15 protein-coding genes are annotated in these 17,995 nt (G+C 64.7%); 8 read left to right on the forward strand and 7 right to left on the reverse strand.

Going from position 1 to position 17,995, the window contains the following annotated elements; translation table 11 throughout:
- The first annotated feature begins 249 nt into the window (after nucleotides 1-249).
- From F7R26_RS04305 to F7R26_RS04315, 3 genes are read left to right on the forward strand one after another with little or no spacing between them, the layout of a single operon-like run.
- Nucleotides 250-1,518, forward strand: a complete 1,269-nt coding sequence (locus tag F7R26_RS04305) for a glycosyltransferase family 87 protein (protein WP_241754417.1) — start codon at nucleotides 250-252, stop codon at nucleotides 1,516-1,518.
- Nucleotides 1,509-2,789 (forward strand): glycosyltransferase family 87 protein, encoded by a 1,281-nt coding sequence (locus F7R26_RS04310; protein ID WP_241754418.1) that lies wholly within the window; start codon nucleotides 1,509-1,511, stop codon nucleotides 2,787-2,789. Before F7R26_RS04305 ends, F7R26_RS04310 begins: the two co-directional genes overlap by 10 nt.
- Complete coding sequence (locus F7R26_RS04315; protein WP_150988510.1) at nucleotides 2,782-3,807, forward strand: glycosyltransferase family 2 protein; 1,026 nt, start codon at nucleotides 2,782-2,784, stop codon at nucleotides 3,805-3,807. Before F7R26_RS04310 ends, F7R26_RS04315 begins: the two co-directional genes overlap by 8 nt.
- Nucleotides 3,808-3,827: 20 nt before the next feature.
- Here the strand turns inward: F7R26_RS04315 and F7R26_RS04320 are convergent, their stop codons facing one another.
- From F7R26_RS04320 to F7R26_RS04330, 3 genes are read right to left on the reverse strand one after another with little or no spacing between them, the layout of a single operon-like run.
- Nucleotides 3,828-4,175, reverse strand: coding sequence for a GtrA family protein (locus F7R26_RS04320; RefSeq protein ID WP_150988513.1), 348 nt, complete (start codon nucleotides 4,173-4,175; stop codon nucleotides 3,828-3,830).
- A 35-nt stretch (nucleotides 4,176-4,210) separates the two neighbouring features.
- Nucleotides 4,211-4,945 carry a class I SAM-dependent methyltransferase gene (locus F7R26_RS04325; protein ID WP_150988516.1) on the reverse strand — a complete coding sequence of 245 codons (735 nt, stop codon included), beginning with the start codon at nucleotides 4,943-4,945 and terminating at the stop codon, nucleotides 4,211-4,213.
- 38 nt (nucleotides 4,946-4,983) lie between these two features.
- Nucleotides 4,984-6,360 carry a sigma-54 dependent transcriptional regulator gene (locus F7R26_RS04330; protein WP_150988519.1) on the reverse strand — a complete coding sequence of 459 codons (1,377 nt, stop codon included), beginning with the start codon at nucleotides 6,358-6,360 and terminating at the stop codon, nucleotides 4,984-4,986.
- Between the two features lie 1,431 nt (nucleotides 6,361-7,791).
- Here F7R26_RS04330 and F7R26_RS04335 point away from each other — a divergent pair.
- From F7R26_RS04335 to F7R26_RS04345, 3 genes are all read left to right on the forward strand, one after another.
- Complete coding sequence (locus tag F7R26_RS04335; RefSeq protein WP_150988522.1) at nucleotides 7,792-8,751, forward strand: phosphatase PAP2 family protein; 960 nt, start codon at nucleotides 7,792-7,794, stop codon at nucleotides 8,749-8,751.
- A 1,000-nt stretch (nucleotides 8,752-9,751) separates the two neighbouring features.
- Complete coding sequence (locus F7R26_RS04340) at nucleotides 9,752-10,849, forward strand: YjgN family protein (protein WP_150988525.1); 1,098 nt, start codon at nucleotides 9,752-9,754, stop codon at nucleotides 10,847-10,849.
- A gap of 69 nt (nucleotides 10,850-10,918) precedes the next feature.
- Entirely contained in the window at nucleotides 10,919-12,088 is a 1,170-nt protein-coding gene (locus F7R26_RS04345; RefSeq protein ID WP_150988528.1) for a M48 family metallopeptidase, read from the forward strand.
- Between the two features lie 3 nt (nucleotides 12,089-12,091).
- Here F7R26_RS04345 and F7R26_RS04350 read toward each other — a convergent pair whose 3' ends face one another.
- Entirely contained in the window at nucleotides 12,092-13,141 is a 1,050-nt protein-coding gene (locus F7R26_RS04350) for a LysR substrate-binding domain-containing protein (protein WP_241754419.1), read from the reverse strand.
- A 77-nt stretch (nucleotides 13,142-13,218) separates the two neighbouring features.
- Here F7R26_RS04350 and F7R26_RS04355 point away from each other — a divergent pair, with 77 nt between their 5' ends.
- The gene (locus tag F7R26_RS04355; RefSeq protein ID WP_150988531.1) at nucleotides 13,219-14,508 is read left to right on the forward strand and encodes an MFS transporter; all 1,290 of its coding nucleotides are present in this window, start codon (nucleotides 13,219-13,221) and stop codon (nucleotides 14,506-14,508) included.
- Here the strand turns inward: F7R26_RS04355 and F7R26_RS04360 are convergent.
- Genes F7R26_RS04360 through F7R26_RS04370 form a run of 3 tightly spaced genes read right to left on the reverse strand, consistent with a single transcriptional unit; the run spans nucleotide 14,498 to nucleotide 16,503 of the window.
- Nucleotides 14,498-15,001 carry a TPM domain-containing protein gene (locus F7R26_RS04360; RefSeq protein WP_150988534.1) on the reverse strand — a complete coding sequence of 168 codons (504 nt, stop codon included), beginning with the start codon at nucleotides 14,999-15,001 and terminating at the stop codon, nucleotides 14,498-14,500. The two genes, F7R26_RS04355 and F7R26_RS04360, sit on opposite strands and share 11 nt — an antisense overlap.
- A gap of 6 nt (nucleotides 15,002-15,007) precedes the next feature.
- On the reverse strand, nucleotides 15,008-15,868 hold the full coding sequence (locus F7R26_RS04365) for a TPM domain-containing protein (protein WP_241754420.1): 861 nt from the start codon (nucleotides 15,866-15,868) through the stop codon (nucleotides 15,008-15,010).
- Nucleotides 15,869-15,882: 14 nt separating this feature from the next.
- Nucleotides 15,883-16,503, reverse strand: a complete 621-nt coding sequence (locus F7R26_RS04370) for a LemA family protein (RefSeq protein WP_150988537.1) — start codon at nucleotides 16,501-16,503, stop codon at nucleotides 15,883-15,885.
- A 429-nt stretch (nucleotides 16,504-16,932) separates the two neighbouring features.
- Here F7R26_RS04370 and dapA point away from each other — a divergent pair, with 429 nt between their 5' ends.
- Entirely contained in the window at nucleotides 16,933-17,883 is a 951-nt protein-coding gene (dapA, locus tag F7R26_RS04375; protein WP_150988540.1) for a 4-hydroxy-tetrahydrodipicolinate synthase, read from the forward strand.
- The last annotated feature ends 112 nt before the right edge of the window (nucleotides 17,884-17,995 follow it).

Consider the following 17,995-nt stretch of genomic DNA (forward strand, 5'->3'; position numbering starts at 1 on the left):
TTCGCTTGCGATTCAAGGCTGAAACGTTGGGCCTTTATCGCCCTGGAAAGCCGTAAAACGCGGTGTTTTCCGGCAGGGGGCGCGCTTGTTTAATCTTGGGATTCAGACAAGACTAAAACCACGGCACCCGAAGAGAAACTGAGAGTGCGTGCCAGGAAGCAGCTAAAGATGCTCGGCAAATAGTGCGTCGAAAGCCAGAGGCAAACCGGCATCGCGCAGCGCCTTTTTCAACGCACGAGAAAAGCGCCATTGCGAGGACATGAACAGGAGCGAATTGTGAGGGCCAGAACGCGCGAAGGCAAGGAATCCCCGCAGTCCGGCGCGCTCGGCCTCGACCGGGTTCGCTTCTACAGCATTGTCGTGCTGGTGTTCTTCGGTCTATTTGTCGTCGCTTGGGGATGGGCCAGCAACGGCTTCATGAGCGGCCGTGCGGCGCGTCCCGGGGTGGATTTTTCCGTATTCTGGAGCGCTTCCTATCTAGCGCTGCAAGGGGCTGCGCAGGATGCCTATGTGTTTGAGTCGCTGGCCCCGGTAATGGCGGCGTTCGGCTCGCAGGCCTCAGGCGGCGATTTCTTTATGCCCTGGCTCTATCCGCCGACATTCCTGCTGGCTGTGCTGCCATTGGCGCTGCTGCCGTTCCCGGTCAGTTATTTCCTCTTCTCAGCCGGCACGGCGTATCTCTATGTAACGTCCCTGCTAAGGTTGCTTGGTTCCGCAACGAGCTGGAGGTCTGGGAATTGGCTGCCGATCGTCGCGTTTCCTGGGGTTTTGCTGACCCTCTTGCTGGGGCAGAATTCCATGCTGACAGCCAGCTTAGCGGCACTCTCGATGTGCTGGCTGCAGCGGCGCCCGGTGCTCGCCGGCATTTGTATTGGCCTGCTCTGTATCAAGCCGCAGCTCGGCCTCTTGTTTCCCATTGCCTTGATCGCGGCACGGGCGTGGAGGGCCCTCGCCGCCGCGGCCCTGACCGCACTCGCGTTGCTTGGCGCCAGCCTGGTGGCGTTTGGCTGGGAGACCATCCCGGCCTTTCTTGGCGCTGCCGAACTGGCGCGGGTGCAGCTGATCGAGCATAGCCCGCAGGGGTGGCTCATTTCGCCAACAGCGTTTGCGGCGGTGCGCCTGTCCGGCGGCAGCATCGCCCAGGCTTATCTGGCCCAGGGCCTGGTTGCCTTGTTTTCGATCTGTGGCCTGCTCCATGTCTGGTTGCGGCAGACTCCCACAGGGCTTCGCGTCGCCATGCTCGCCACGGCCACCATGCTGACGACCCCATATCTTCATGGCTATGAGCTGACCTGGATGGGGCTTGCCATCGTCGGCATGGTGAGCGACTGCCTTAGGCGAGGATGGCTGCGCGGCGAGCAGCAATTGCTGGTAGCCGTGTGGCTCTTGCCCTTGTATGAACTTCTCAATCCCTTCATGAAGCTCCCGCAGATCGGTCCCGTGATCCTGATCCTGGTGGCCGGCGCAATCCTGCGGCGGGCGGGCATCCAGGTGGCGTGGAGCGTGACATGCGCATGATGAGAGCCGCTGCCGCTGCCGCAGTCGATGGCGACCAGGTGCCGGACGAGCACTGGCTGAACCCCGAGCGGGTGCGCCTGTACTCAGCCGTGGCGCTCGTCGCCTACGTTCTCTTCTTCTCGATCTGGATCTGGCGTGCCTGTCTGTCGAGGCAAGGTGATGCGAGCCTGTTCGGTGGCGACTTTGTCGCGTTCTGGAGCGCTGCCCAGCTTGCCCTGAACGGAAACCCGACGGGTGCCTACGATGATGCCACCTTGCGGCTGGTCGAGATCGCCGCGATGCCGGCCCTTGCCTCCGCCGGGGGCACGCTTCCGTGGCTATATCCGCCTAGCTTCCTGCTGCTGGTCTGTCCGTTGGCGCTGCTTTCATTCGGCGCAGCGTACGGGGCTTTTATCGGGATGACCGGTGCGCTCTACCTGTGGGCGGGGAGCCGCATTGCTTCCTGGCGCGGCGCATGGCTGCCAGGCATGGCCTTCCCCGGTATCGCCGTGGTGTGCGCGACGGGGCAGAATGCCCTGCTCACTGCCGGTCTGGCCGCGCTCTCGCTGACGATGGTGCGGCGTCACCCGGTTGCTGCCGGGCTGGTGATGGGAATCCTGACCATCAAGCCGCACCTGGCGTTGCTGTTCCCGCTTGCACTGGTTTGTGCCCGGGCCTGGAAGGCGCTGGCAGCCATGGTGGCTTCTTCAGCCGCGCTGCTGGCTTTGAGCGCTTTGGTGTTCGGCACGGAGACCTTTTTCTCATTCCTCGCCAATGCGGATATGGCACGCCTCGCGGTGGAGGGCGGCGAGGCAAAGCTCGTCCGGATGCCGACAGTGTTTGCCTTGATGAGATTGCTGGGCGGCAATCTTGCGCTCTCCTATGGCATCCATGCCATGGTGGCGGCCCTTGCCGCCGGCGTCGTGATCTATGCGTGGTGCAGGCCGGCCAGTTTCCCGCTGCGGGCGAGCGCTTTGATGGCGGCCACGCTGATGCTCAGTCCTTATCTCTACGACTACGACCTCGCATTTCTCGGTTTCGTGATTCTCTGGCTTACCGGTTATGCCATTGAGCGCGGATGGATGCGCTGGGAGAAGGAGTTGCTACTCGTCCTTTGGCTCACGCCACTGCTCGGGTTGCTTGTTGTCCAGGCGATCGGATTCCAGTTCATGCCGCTTGCGATCCTGGCAACGTTGTTTCATGTAGTCCGTCGAATCCGCACGGAGCGAGTTCAGAACCCGGAGCCGTGCCACAACAATGAAACGCGGGTGGGGGAGGTGGGTCATGATTGATCAATACGATAGCAAACAGATCTCTCTGGTAGTGCCATTTTTCAATGAGCGCGATGCTATTCCAGGGTTCTTCAAATCCGTTGTGCCAGTACTCGAATCGATCGAGGCGGCCACGTTCGAGATCGTCTGCGTTAATGATGGCAGCAACGACGGCACGCTGGAAAGGCTGCTTGAGATCTCGCGGCGGGACGCTCGCGTGCGGGTGATCGACCTGACGCGGAATTTTGGCAAGGAAGCCGCGCTTACCGCGGGGATCGATGAGGCGCTTGGCGATGCGGTCATCCCGATCGATGCGGACCTGCAGGATCCGCCAAGCCTGATTCCCGTCCTGGTTGCGCGCTGGCGGGAGGGGGCCGAGGTCGTCCTCGCACAACGCGCGAGCCGCTCGTGCGATTCGTTTCTCAAGCGCACGGCGGCGCTGGCCTACTACCGGGTGCATAACTATCTGTCGGAACTGAAGCTGCCGGAGAACGTCGGCGATTTCCGGCTGATGGACCGCGTGGTCGTCAATGCGCTCAAGCAGTTGCCGGAGCGCAGGAGATTCATGAAAGGCTTGTTCGCCTGGGTGGGCTATCGGACCGTGATTGTGCCCTACGAGCGTGAGGCGCGTAACGCCGGGCATTCCAAGTTTTCCGGCTGGCGTTTGTGGAATCTCGCCCTGGAGGGCATTACCAGCTTCAGCACGCTGCCGTTGCGCGTATGGACGTATCTGGGGTTCCTGATCGCCTCCATCGCTTTCTGGTACGGCATCTTTATTATTGCGCGCACGATTGTGCTTGGCGTGGAGGTGCCCGGCTATGCCTCCTTGCTTTCGGTGCTGCTGTTCTTTGGCGGAGTTCAGCTCATCGGCATCGGTGTGGTAGGGGAGTATGTCGGCCGCATCTACTACGAAGCCAAGGGGCGGCCCATCTACCTGGTGCGCCGTCGCTATCAGGAACGGCGCCAGACGGGGCAGCTTGCCGCCGGCAAGCGGGTGGTCAACCTGGCCAGCGTGCGGCGAGTATCCCAGGAGCGGTGATGCATGTTGCTGGGGGCAGCTTATCGGTAGGTCCAGATCTTATGCATCAGGAAGCTGAAGGGCGTCACCACCATGACGATCACCAGCAAACCGATCCAGTAGCTGCCCCCCGTTGCCTGGACGGCCCAGGAGATGAGCACCGTGAGGATCAGCGCGAGCGCGGATACAACAAGAAAGCGCGCGAGGTTCTTGCGGCGCAGCCGGCTCGAGAAGCTCCACAGTGTATTGAGCAGGTAGGAGCAGCCCGTTGCCATGATGAAGGCAACACCGTTGGCCAGCATGGGTGACGCCGAGCCCCAGGCGATGAGTGTCGAGGCCGTTGTCACATGCAGCAGGGTCGCTGCGACACCTGACAAGGCGAAGCGCATAAGCCGGGTTGTACCGGCGCGATCGATCCGTGCGCTCACGGCAGCCGGGCAACAGCCAGCAGGGAGATGCCGAAGGGCAGAGGTGACATCGAGAGCCAATGCCGTTCCGCGGAGAATATCCGGTGCAGCAGGGCATTGAGCGGTGCTGCGGGCACCGCGCTGCCCGTCGAGGCAAGGCTGCCGCTGAGCCGGTCCTTGAGGCGTGCGGCAATGGCAAACGGGCACAGCAGCGCGTTGAAGTGCGATATCCGCTCGAGTTCCAGGCCCGCGGCGCTGACGGTTGCGCGCAACGCCTGCCGGCTGTAACGCCGCTGGTGGTGCAGGAATTCGTCGTGCTGGCTCCAGAGCCACTGATAGGCTGGCACGGTGATCAGCACCGCGCCGCCTGGCTTCAGAATGCGTCGTGCGCTCACAAGCGAGGCCGTATCCTCGGCGATATGCTCAAGGCAGTCCAGAAAGCAGATGAGGTCGAAGCCCTGCGCGGAAAATGGGATATCGTCGGGCCACCTGCCGCCGCGGATATCGAATTGGCCCGCCGTCTTCTGTTCGGCGATTTGCCGCGCGGTGGCATCCATTTCGACGGCGCTCACCTTGCCAAAGCGGGAAAGCATGGCGAGATTGCCGCCCGTGCCGGCCCCCACTTCGAGGATGGACGCGTCGGCCGGCAAGCGCAGGCGCTTGATCATGGCTGCGACGATATCCCGGCGGCCGCGGAACCACCAGTGAGCGGCTTCGGTTTGCGCCATTTCAAGATAGGCATTGGGCGACATGGCTTTGCTCCTGTACTAACGCGCTTTCTGGCATTGGACTAGCCTTGCAGGCAAACCATGCCCAACCCGCCCTTTCTCACCTGAAGCCTGTGCTCGCGCATCATCCGGAACAGTGTGACTCGCGAGATCCCTAGTTCGGCGGCCACGTCGATAAGCCGCTCGTGGTGCCGCTGCAAGGCCTCCTTGACGGCATTCAGCTCCGCCGCCTCGCGCACTTCCGCCAGTGTCTGGGGGCGGGTCTCGGGAGGTGGTTGCAGGTCCAGGTCGCACGGTGTGATGACGCCGTTCTCGCACATGGCTGCCGCATGCCGGATACGGTTGATCAGCTCGCGGACGTTTCCGGGCCAGTCATGCGCACTGAGGGCGCGCAGCGCCGCTGGCGAGAAGCCCTTGATATGATCCGGGGAATGCGAGCGGATATTGTTCAGGATATGCTCGGCCAGCAGCGTGATATCGCCTTCCCGTTCGCGCAACGGCGGCTGCTTCACGCGCAGCACGCACAGGCGGTGATAGAGGTCGCCGCGGAAGCGTTCTGCCGCAACTGCCGCGTCGAGATCGACGTGCGTAGCAGACACAATGCGCGCATCGACCGTGATCGACTCGGTGCTGCCCAGCCTTTCTATGCGGCCGGTTTCCAGAAAGCGCAGCAGGCTGGCCTGGCTTTCGAGCGGCATATCCCCGATCTCGTCGAGGAAGAGGGTGCCTCCGTGTGCCATCTCGATGCGCCCGGGCTTGCGCTTGAGGGCTCCGGTGAAGGCGCCGCGCTCGTAGCCGAACAGTTCCGACATGAGCAGGGTGGGGGGGATTGCCGCGCAGTTGACTGCCACGAAAGGCTGCCCGGCGCGCCGGGAGGCGCGGTGGATCGCCTGGGCGGCTAGCTCCTTGCCCGTGCCCGATTCGCCGGCGATGAGTACCGGCGTATCCCATCTGGAGACTTTCTCTACGCCGCGAAACAGGCTTTGCATGGCAGCGCAATTGCCGATCATGCCGTCGAGGCCGCTCGCCGGGATCGGTGGATGCGAGGCCTCCAGGCGCAGCTGCACCATGCCGACCGCGTGGCCCAGGGAATGGGCCAGCGCCGACATATCGCAAGGATCTCTGTAGTAGTCGACGAAGTGCAGCCCGAGCAAACGGCGCGCTGAATCCGAGAGCGCTTCCTTGCTCGTGACAGTGGCGACCCAACTCATGTTCGGCTGAGCGAGCCAAGGCTCGAACGACTCGAGTTCGGCGTCACTGAATCCACTGTGTATATCGAGGAGCCCGCTGATGGGCTGCGTGTCCTGGGCGAGTGCGTCGAGCTCTCGCTGGTTTGACGCGAAGATCAGCTTCCAGCCTTGTTGCGCCAGGAACCTGCAACGCATGGCGTCGTGATGCTGCGACAGATACAGCAGCGGACGATTGACGTACGCGGTCATATAACCCTCCCCCGATCTCTTCTTCTTGTTGCGAGCTAGTGTCCGTTCCGGACTTGTTCTAGTTCGCGGTCTTCTTGAAGGGCGATGCCTGATCCAGCGCATCGCGGCTTCGGGAATGGAGGGTCTTCAGTTTGCCAGCTGCGTGGCTCTCGGGGGCCGGACCACATCGGGCCCGGCTCGATCACCGCACCTGGCTAAGCACGAATGCCAGCTTGTCACGAACGAGGGTGAAAATTGAACGTCGGCATAATGCCGACAAGCTCCCCGGACCCGACTCGCATGGTGGACCTCCCGTCCCCACCTGACTTCAGGAACCCTGCCAACGGGCAAAGCCCGCCGGAGCACCCGCACCCGGCACGTCACGGACTGTGCATCGCGCCTTGCGCAGCTGCCGCGGGTCGATCCTGACCATTGACGGATCGACCCGCGCCTGAAATGACTGCAACTGCCTATCATCGGGCAGGCACGTTTGCGCATGCCTGTCCTGCCTGGGCCGTGTAGTTATCTGGCGCGGCCCTGCGCCTGAGCCCCTCCCCTGATCCCGCCTGGGCTTGCGGGGTTTTTTATAACCTTGTTGTCGGACTTGGTGGTTGCAAGGCGGTGCCGGTTGTTGTGGTCTGGCTTGCGGCTTTAGTCCGATCAGATGTTCTGCGAAGCATAAATGCGACGAACGTGCCAACGCTGCTAAGTCATTGATTTCACTAACAGGGCCGGTAATGAGCGCGTTGCTTGCCAACGCAAGTGTGTAACAGAATGTTTCTCCCGTGTTACTGCGCATCGGCCTGCGAATCTTGTGCTTCAGTATGCCCCCGACCGTGAAATGCGAAGTTCTAGCACCTTGAGCTTGTTGGATGGAACGGCTGCTTCGCATTTCCAAGCTCGTGCTTCCGTCCCGGATGCGTGCTCTCCCATTGCCGGCACGTGGCCTGCGGTAGCGCTATCCCGGCATCAGCGGGTCAAATGGTTGCATTTCTGAAAATGCGTATCTCCGGCGGTACTCGGTGCGAGGGCTGGAAAGAACTAGCAGTGGCACGTACCGATGAGAACGGAAGTACGAGAGATTCTTACTAACGACAAAGATCGTAGTCCGAAGGGTGGACGATATAGCGCGCGACGTACTTTTCACAAGCCAGAACGCGGGCCGGACTCATCTGTATGGATGAGTTGCGCATGCCTTACATAAATCGCCGGTATCACGCGGATCGGTTGCATTTGTGAAAACGGGCCCGGATCTGCAAAGGCACGGTGCCTCGGCGGAATTGCCCCAGGCAACCGGCGGTCAGGGAGCGATACTTGGGCGCCTAGTACTTTGGTAGTCCCACGTAGAGTCGATGCCGGACGCAGCCCGACTAAGCTATCTTGCATCCAGTACCTCGCCTGAGACGAGCGAGCGGGGCGCGCAGCTGGATGAGTCCGGGGAGGGGCTGCAAAATGAAAATTGGCGACAGGGTCTTCACGCGCGGTGACGCGATCAGATGGATGATCGTGCTCGGGTTTCTGGTTCTGGATTCGATCTGGCTCGCGGTAAGCGGGCGTTCCGTGGCCCATGCCAGCTTCGTTGCCATCTGCAGGGCCGTGGCGATGCTTGCCGCCATTGCGCTGATTCTCAGCTTGATCGCGGGCATGCCGCGCGTGACAGCAACATCGCGCGGGCTGCACTATCGGCGGCTGGCGTTAGTGGCGCAATGTGGCGCTCTGCTGGTGGCCTTCACCAATATCATGAGCGTGATGTCTTATTTGATGATCACGCTGGCCCCGCCTCTGGTGGATGCCAGGCTGGCCGAGTTGGATAAGCTGTTGGGTTTTGACTGGCCGCAGGTCTACAAATGGGTCAGGGCGCGGCCCGCAGTGACTCTCTTTCTGCAGTTGGCTTACGCCAGCGGCCTGGCTCAGCTGCTCCTGGTTCCCATGCTGACCGGTCTGGCGGGGCGGGCCGAACATTTGCGTGAGTTCATGTCAAACATGATTCTCTCGTGCACGCTGCTGTTGCTGATTGCCGCCCCTTGGCCAGCCGCCGGGGCTTACGTCTCGTTCGGCGTAGCAAGCGCCGCCGAGATGGCCAGCGTTTCACACTTCAACGTATTACGTGCCGGAGCGATGCAGGTATTCGATCTCGCGCACGTACAGGGGCTGGTGTCCATTCCGTCCTATCACACCGCCATGGCGCTGATCTTTGTGCAAACGATGCGCTGGACCCGCACCGGGTTCGTGGTCGCATGCCTGTTGAACCTGGCGATGATCCTGTCGACGCCGACGGAGGGGGGGCATTACCTCGTGGACGTCGTGGCTGGCGTGGGATTGTGGGCCCTTACGGCAGGCTTGCTGCGCGTATGCAGAGCGGCCAAACCACAAGTGCTCGACCAACACGTCGCCCAGCCGCAGCCTCTCTGACCTTCCGGAGCCGCGAGATAGTGCGGCGGGCCGGTTCCGCCGTCCCGCTGGAACCGAGCCCGCGCCTGAAAGAACTGCAAAGCAGATAGAAATCGCCGCACCGGCAGCGTTTCTGCTGCCGTGTGCGGCGTGGGCCATGGATTCTGAAAACTGCGCTGGCCCGGCGCTCAACCTCCCCGCGAAGCAAGCCCTGTCACGGCCACTGCTCCACTCCCCGTTCAAGTTTGATTATCGTGATGCCGCGGCTGGTGGTTTTGCACCGCCTTGTCGCTGGCATCCCTGGCGTACCGTATTTGCTGACATCGACTATCTTTTCGGTCGCTCTGCTCTTTGTAACGAAGACAAGAGCGACGAACGTGCCATGGTTTGTAAGTTACTGATTTTTTTAAGAATGCAATTTACGAGCTTGTTACATTTTGCGTTTCTTGTAACAAAGTGTTTCCCTGTCGTTACTGCTTTCGGGGCCGTTGTGTGCGCCGCAGCACGGCAGGCATGGCAAAAAGCGACGCTCTGTCTTCTCTCAGATCACCATAAGTGGCGAAAGGGAGGGGCGAGGTGTACTTTGCTGCGTCGCCCGGGAACAATCCAAAGGGTATTCGTGAGAACGTATTCGGGTGGTGGAGCAGTCGCCGCACGAACGTGCGAATCGTTGCAGTGGTGATACAACCCCGCGCAAATAGGCTGTGCACAATGGTGCCCACCGACTGCCGGAGGGGAGGGCTAGCGGCGTATCGCACGCGCCAAAAGCATGCGCCGGCGACAAAAGATGTAGCCGGACAGGGTGACGAATGTGGGCTGACTCACATTGGCCCGGGCTGTTCCTCGCCTTGTTGGATGAGGAGGGAACTTCCTACCACGTTCGGCGAATACGATCGATTTGGTTGCATTCCTGATACATTGCTGGCCGCTATGCCGGGATAAGAGATATCGTCGCGCGGCGTGCGGGCACCGCGGTCAGCCTGCGCATCGCCAAATTGCACAATTCACGGGAGAAAGCAGGATGCAGCTAGACAACAACGCGTTCCACGCGCCGGCCTATGAGCAGCCGGCCGCCACGGTGCGTCCTCTGCGGTTCGAGTTCATCGGCTCGGGCTCCGAGTTTTTCCGCATCTGGATCGTCAATACCCTGCTGACCATTGTCACGCTGGGCATTTATTCGGCCTGGGCCAAGGTCCGCACGATGCAGTACTTCTACCGCAACACGCGGCTGGACGGCGCGAGCTTCGACTACCACGGCCGTGCCTCGGCCATCCTCAAGGGCCGAGCCATTGTGTTTGGCCTGGCGATGGTGTTCCAGCTTGCCAGCCACATTTCCCCGTTCCTGGCATTGGCGCTGGGCCTGGCTGTGGCGGTGGTGTTTCCGCTGCTGCTGGTACGGTCCCTGCGTTTTCGCATGGCGAACTCCAGCTACCGCGGCCTGCGCTTCGCCTTCACCGGGAGCGATGCCCAGGCCTACAAGGTGTTCCTGCTCTGGCCCGTGCTCACGGCGCTCAGCCTCTATGCGCTGGCGCCGCTGGCGCACCAGCGCTTCAAGCAGTACCAGCATGACAACACCCGTTTCGGCACCGCGCCTTTCGGCATCAGCGCGAGCGCGGGCGGCTTCTATGGCGTCTACCTGCGTGCATTCGGCATGATGGTGGCGGTCGTGGTGGGGATGAGCGTGGTCGGCGGCATGCTGGGCAGGGGCATCGGCGCCGGGATTGGCGCAGGCATGGGGGCGGGCATCGGCGCGCCGGCGGTGGCGGGGATCATGGCTGTCATTGGCTTTTTCGTGGCGATGATGGCGGTCGGGCCCTTCTTTATGGCGCGGCTGCAGAACCTGGTATGGAATCACACCACGCTGGCGCCGCACGCGTTTCGCAGCGAGGTCAAGGCGGGCCGCCTGTTGTTTATCTTCGCCACCAACATGATCGCCAATGCACTGACGCTGGGCCTGTTCCTGCCGTTCGCGCGCGTGCGTTCGATGCGCTACCGTATCGAGAGCATGACCATGCTGGCGGCGGGTCCGCTGGACGCCTTCGTGGCCGGCGAGACGCAGCAGGTGGGCGCGCTGGGCGACGCCGCGGTGGACTGGTACGACATCGACATCGCGTTGTGACCGCGCTGTGACCACAGTCATCGTAGTCATCGCCGTGCCAGCCTCGTTCACTTCGATACCAAGGCCCTGATGCAGGATATCCCCGACGCCACGGCCACCGCCCCGGTAGCCGCCACTTACTTCGATGGCCGCTCGTCGCGTGCCCATCGAGTGATGCTGTCCATCGAAGGGCGCGATGCGGTGTTGCGCGATGCACTTGGCACGGTGCTGCGCCGCGCGCCGCTGGCGTCGCTGCGCGTCTCCGAGCGGGTCAAGCGCGCGCCGCGCCTGGTCACGTTTGCCGACGGTGCCTTCTGCGAGGTCACTGACCACGCCGCCTTTGCCGCCTTGCTGGGCGCCAGCGGCCACCGCGAGGGCTGGGTGGTGCGTGCGCAGAACAGCTGGCGGCTGGCGCTGCTGTCCGTGCTGGGCCTGGCCGCTGCGCTGCTGCTGGGATATTTCTACGTCTTGCCCTGGGGCGCCGGCATGGTGGCGCGCAGCGTGCCGCCGGCGCTGGAAGCCCGCCTCGGCGAGGCCACGCTTACCAGCATCGATCAGGGCCTGCTCATGCCTTCGGCGTTGCCGCAGGCGCAGCAGCAGCGGATTCGCGCCGACTTCGCCGCGCTGGAGCGCCCGGCCGATCCGGGCCACGAGTACAAGATCGTGTTCCGCCACGGTGGCAAGCTCGGGCCCAATGCGCTGGCCCTGCCAGGCGGCACCATCGTGGTGACCGATGAACTCGTCAAGTTGACCGGCGTGGGGCCGGGCCTCATGGGTGTGCTCGCCCACGAGGCCGGCCACGTGGCCGAGCGCCATGGCCTGCAGCAGATTCTCCAGGCCTCGGCGGTGGGCGCGCTGGCGGCCTATTTCTTTGGTGACTATTCCACCGTGCTGGCGGGCGTGCCCGCCGCGATCCTGACCCTGCGCTACTCGCGCGACCATGAGCGCGCGGCGGATGCGTATGCGGTGGAGGTCATGCAGCGCAACCACTTGCCGGTGTCGGCGTTTGCCGATGTCCTGCAGGCGCTGGAGGACGCTCACGCCCGGCAGGCGGAAGTCCAGGCGGCCAAGGCCGACGGTGGGAGCGAGGCCAGCGCGCCAGCCGCCTCCGGCGAGCGCGAAACCAAGCGGGAGCGCCGCAGCCGGCGTGCCGCGGAGGATGGCGGCAACGACGGGGATGGCGACGATGCCGACAGTTTCTTCTCTACCCATCCGCTCACGCGCGAGCGCATCGAGGCGCTGCGGGCGGCCGGACGCTAGGTCTCAGGCGCCCGGCTGCGGTGCGTCTGGCTGCGTTGCATCAAGCGGCGCGCGCAGGGCGGCGGCCGCCACCTGGCTTTGCAGCCAGCTATGGAACTGCAGGATGGCCTTCTCACGCGGGTTGCCTTCGCGCCAGGTCACCCAGTAATGCAAGCTGGACGGGATGCGGGTGGTGCCGATCTGCACCAGTTCGCCGCTGGCAAGGTAGTCGCTGGCGAGTTGCAGGCGCGCGGTGGCCACGCCAAGCCCTGCCACGGCCGATTGCAGCATCATGCCGGCGTCCTGGAAGATCGGCCCGCGCTCGGGTTCCGTGCCGGGCAGGCCGGCGCTTTCCAGCCAGTCGCGCCACGGCCGCAGCGCGAAGCGCAGCATTGGCAGGCGCGGCAGGTCGGCCAGCGTGAAGCCGGGGTAGCGCGCGAGCAGTGCCGGGCTGGCCACCGCGATGACATGGTCTTCGATCAGGTTGTGGCAGGCGAAGCCGGGCAGGTCCACGCGCTGGTGCCAGATCCCCACGTCCACCGAGTACGGGTCGGGCGGCGTGATCTCGGCGTGTAGCCGAAGGTGCAAGTCCAGCCCCGGCAGGGCCGCGTGCAGGCTCGGCAGGCGGCGGATCAGCCACGCGTTGGCCAGGTCGGCCATGACGCTGACTTCCAGCCGCACCACCTGCGGGGCACCACCGTTGCTGGCCTCGCGCAGGCCGTCTTCCAGTTCCGCCAGCCCGTCGCGAATCCGCTCGGCCAGCCGCGCGCCCACATTGGTCGGCATCATCAGGTGGCCGGTGCGCTGGAACAGCTTGGTGCCCAGCTTGTCCTCCAGCGCGCGCAGATGGTGGCTGATGGCGCTGTGGGTCAGCGCCAGCTCCTCCGCCGCGCGGGAAAAGCTGCGGTGGCGGGCAGCGGCCTCGAGCGCCCGCAGTGCCTGCAGCGCGGGCAGGTGGGGCGCGCGCTGCAAGCGCAGCGGCTCGGGCGGCGGGGCCGGTTCAGGCGGGCGGGCGGGCAAGCCGGGCTGGCCGGACGGGCCAGGCTTGATCGGTTTGGGGTGTCGGGAGGTCATTGCCGTCAAATTCTACTCACAATTGCGGCGGGTATCTTTCGTTGGTGTTGCACGCGGCGACTGACGACAATGCAGGCATGAATTCTGCCAATGTATCCACCCCTGCCGCCGCGGCGCCGTCTCCTGCTTCCCGGGCTGGCGATCCTGCGCTGGCCGCTGCCCGCTGGCGCGTGCTTTGCATCTTTTCGCTGGGTTTCCTGGTTTCCTATATCTTCCGGGGCGTCAACCTGGGCTTCGCGCCGCATCTGATCCGCGAGATGGGGCTGGGTGCCGCCGACCTGGGGCTGCTGACCAGCTTTTACTTCCTGGGGTTTGCCTGCGCCCAGTTACCGGCCGGGCTGATGCTCGACCGCTTTGGCCCGCGCCGCACCGAGGCGGCATTGCTGCTGGTGGCGGTGGCTGGCGCACTGGTATTCGCCTCGGCCACCAGCATGGCCGCGCTGGCGGCAGGGCGCCTGATGATCGGCGTGGGCGTGTCGGTTTGCCTGGGGGCTGCCATCCAGGCCCTGTCGATCTGGTTCCCCCTGTCGCGCATGCCCTTGCTCAATGGGGTGGTGATGGCGATCGGCGGGCTGGGCGCCGTGGTGGTGGGCGCGCCGCTGGGCTGGCTGCTGTCATGGACCGACTGGCGCACCGTCAGCTATGGGCTGGCCGGGCTGACGCTGGCCATGGCGGCGCTGCTGTGGCTCGGCGCCCCCGAGACCAGCCGCGCTGGCAAGCAGCGCCTTGCCGAGCAGCTGCGCGGCACCTGGCAAGTCTTTCGCAATGCGCGCTTTTTGCGCGTGGTGCCGCTGGCCCTGCTCAATCAAGGTGTGTTCCTGGCGGTGCAGACGCTGTGGGTCGGTGCCTTCCTGCGGGATGTGGCCGGCTATTCGCCAGAGCAGGGCGCTCGCCTGGTGTCGGTGATCGGCTTTGCCATGATGGGCGGCTGCGTGTGCGCTGGCTGGGCCGCGCGCCATCTGGAGCGTGCCGGCGTGAGCCTTTACACCTTCGCCGGCTTGGGCATGAGCGGGTTCATCGTGATCCAGTGCCTGATCATGGCGGGTGTGCCGCTGCCGTCGACGCTGCTGTGGGCGGCCTACGGCGTGTTCGGCTCCAGCGGCATCCTGGCCTATGCCGTGCTGGCGCGCAGCTTCCCCGATGCGCTGATCGGGCGTGCCACCACGGCGCTGACCTTGACGGTGTTCCTGTCCACCTTTGCCTGCCAGGTCGGCATCGGGCTGGTGCTGGACCTCTGGCCCGCCGATGCGGGCCGCTACCCGAAGGCGGCGCACCTGACCGTGTGGGGCGGCCTGGTGGCGCTGCAGGTACTGGCCGCGCTGTGGTACATGCTGGGGGCGCGTCGCGCAAGCGGCGCTACAGCATGACCGGGCGGTCGTCGAGTTCGTTTGGATTGGGCCGGTCGCCCGAGGGGAAATGGGTGGCCAGCTGATGGTGGATCTTTTCCACTGCCGCCAGCACGGGCTTGACCGATAGCTCCCGGGCCAGCCCGCTAGCGAGTTCGCTACAGATGGCGCGCCAGGTTTCCGGGGCCACGCGGGCATCGATGCCACGGTCGGCCAGCAGCTCCACCGCGTGATCCGCCAGGTTGATATAAAGCAGTACCCCGGTGTGGCCTTCGGTGTTCCACACCTCCAGCGCGCCGAACAGGGCCCGGGCACGGGCGCGCGGGCTGGTGCCGGAGAAGGCCAGCGCCAGGGGCAGGCTGGACTCGATCACGACCCGGACTTCGCCGTGATGCCGCTGCTCGCCGGCGCGCACCGCCTGCTGCAGTTGCTGCTGGGCATCGGCGGGGAAAAGTTTGCTGGCGGCGCCGGGGCGCGTGCCGAGATGGCGCAGGGCGCGTTTGAAGTGTGGCATGTGTCGTTACCAGTTGCCGGAGGCGCCGCCTCCGTCGAAGCCACCGCCGCCGCCGCCACCGAAGCCGCCGCCGCCACCACCACCGCCTCCTCCGAAGCCACCGCCGCCGCCACGTCCCCAGCCGCCACCTCCGAGACCGCCAAGGGTGCCGCCCAGACCGCCGGCAGCCGCGTCCCAGCCGCGCCCGCGCGTCACGATCCGCGAGCCGCCCGAGCGGCGGGCCGCGGAGATGAAGAAGAACAGGATGATGGCGAGCGGGAACAGCACCGGCAGCCAGTCGGTCCACGAGCTGCTCTGGGCGGCCTTGGCGCCGGCCTGCGGGCCGGGCAGGGCCTCCTTGTCGATGGTCGCCTGGATTGCCGAGACGCCGGCCGCGATGCCGCCATAGAAATCATTCTGGCGGAAGTGCGGCGCCATCACGTCCTGCAGGATGCGCTTGGACATGGCGTCGGTCAGCGAGCCTTGCACGCCGCGCCCCACTTCCAGGCGCATCTTGCGCAGGCCGGGCGGGTTGTCCTTGGCGATCAGCAGGATCACGCCGTCGTCGATGCCCTTGCGCCCGGCGCGCCAGGCGTCGGCCACGCGGATGCTGTAGGCGTCGATGGGCTCGGGATCGGTGGTCGGCACCATCAGCACGAAGATCTGGCTGCCGCGCTGCTGCTCGTACTCTGCCAGCACGTTTTCCAGCGCGCCGCGCTGGCTGGCGCTGAGCGTGCCGGTGAGGTCGGTGACCCGCTGCGTGAGCGGCGGCACCGCGACAAAGCCGTCGCCGGCGGCCATGGCCGGGAACGCCAGCAGCGCGCCGAGCCACAGCAGCAGCGCCAGCATGGCGGCTGTCCAGCCACTGCGCTCAGAGGGATTGCGCATCGGTATGTCCGGGGTCAGAACTTCACCGTGGGCGGTGCCGAGATGGCCTTCTCGTTCTCCACCGTGAACGACGGCTTGACCGGGTACTTGAAGATCATGGCGGTCAGGTTGGTGGGGAAGCTGCGCGCCAGGATGTTGTAGTCGCGCACCGCGGTGATATAGCGCTGGCGTGCCACCGTGATGCGGTTCTCGGTGCCTTCGAGTTGCGATTGCAGGTCGCGGAACGATGCATCGGCCTTGAGTTGCGGATAGTTTTCCGACACCGCCAGCAGGCGCGACAACGCGCCGCTCAGCTCGCCCTGGGCTTGCTGGAAGCGCTTGAAGGCTTCGGGGTCGTTGAGGGTCTCGGGCGAGACCTGGATGCTGGTGGCCGCGGCGCGGGCCTTGGTCACGGCTTCCAGCGTCTCGCGCTCATGCGTGGCATAGCCCTTGACGGTATTGACCAGGTTGGGGATCAGGTCGGCGCGGCGCTGGTACTGGTTGATCACCTCGCCCCAGGCCGCTTTCACAGCCTCGTCCTTGGACTGGAAGTCGTTGTACCCGCAGGCGGACAGCAGGCTTGCGCACAGGGCCAGCATGAGCCAGCGCAGCGCAGAGCGTCCGCAGGACAGTGACAGGGAAGGGGATGCGCGCATCGAAGACTCCGGAATTCATGGAATCCCCAGTGTAGCGCAGGGGCTGGCCGGCGCAAGCGAATCGCCGCGGGTGCGGTTGACGGCAGGCCGGCCAGCCCGGTAGATTGTCGTTTCTGCCGTGGTTGCCACGGTATGCTCCCATTCAGCACCAACCTGCCATGCGCGCTGTTTCGTCGATTTCCGCACTTGTTTGCCCTGCCTCGCAGCGGCAGGTGCCGGCGCGCGCCAAAGCCAAAAAACAGCCGCTCATCTGACCGGGGCGCTGCTTCCGTCAGATGAGCGACGGAGCGGCACCTGCGTACCAGCGTACAGGGGCGAGGCCAGGCCAGGTTTGACGGTTCAGGCTCTCCCACTGCCCCACGCGGGCTCATCTGCCACCCGGCGCGCTTCTGCACGGTTTTTATTGACCGGTCGTACAGGAGTGATTCGATGCAAGCCGTAGATCAAGCCCAAGCCCAACAAGCCCAACCTGCCCAGCAGGATTCGCAGGCACAACACGTCTTTTCAGGAATCTGGCTGCCATTGGTGACGCCATTTGCCGACGGTTCGGTCGATTTTCCCGAGCTGGCACGCCTGGTGGTGCACTACGCCGGCAGCGGCATCGCCGGGATCGTGGTGTGCGGCAGCACCGGTGAGGCGGCCGCGCTCGATGAGGCCGAGCAACTGGCCGTTCTGGATACGGTGCTGGCCAGCGCCGGCAGCTTGCCGGTGATGATGGGCGTGGCGGGCAGCCAGGTGAAGCAGGTGCAGGCGTGCGTGCGCCGGCTGGCCGGGCGACCGCTGGCCGGGCTGCTGGCGCCCGCGCCTTATTACGTCCGTCCGTCGCAGGCCGGCCTGCTGGATTATTTCCGCATGCTGGCCGACAGCGCCCCCGCGCCGCTGGTGCTGTACGACATTCCCTACCGGACCGGCGTGAAGCTGGAGACGGAAACCATCCTGGCGCTGGCCGCGCATCCGAATATCCGCGCCATCAAGGATTGCGGCGGCGACTACCACGGCACGCAGGCCGTCATTGCCGACGGACGCTTGAGCGTGCTGGCGGGAGAGGATCACCAGTTGCTGGGCACGCTGTGCCTGGGCGGCACGGGCGCGATCATCGCTTCTGCCCATTTGTATCCGGCGCTGTTCGTGGCGCTCGCGCGGGCGGTGACGGGGCAGCGGCTCGAGCATGCGCGCCGGATTTTCCATGCCGTGATGCCGATGATCAAGCTGCTGTTCGCCGAGCCCAATCCGGGTCCGCTCAAGGCCATGCTGGCGCGCGAGGGATGGTTGCGCAACGAGCTGCGCGCGCCGATGACGCCCGCCAGCGCCGCTTTGGAGGTAGCGCTGGCGCGGGCCTGCGAGCGGCTTGGGGCGGCTGTTCCGGAGTTGCTCGACTGACCCGGCGGGCGTTTGAGTTATCGAGTCTTTGTGCTCTTGGCGCTAAGGGCGGCTGCTTGACTTCAACTTCAACTTCAACTGCGGTTTCACCGCCCCTGCGGGGAGGTGAAAC

The sequence above is a fragment of the Cupriavidus basilensis genome, from assembly GCF_008801925.2.
Taxonomy (GTDB): domain Bacteria; phylum Pseudomonadota; class Gammaproteobacteria; order Burkholderiales; family Burkholderiaceae; genus Cupriavidus; species Cupriavidus basilensis.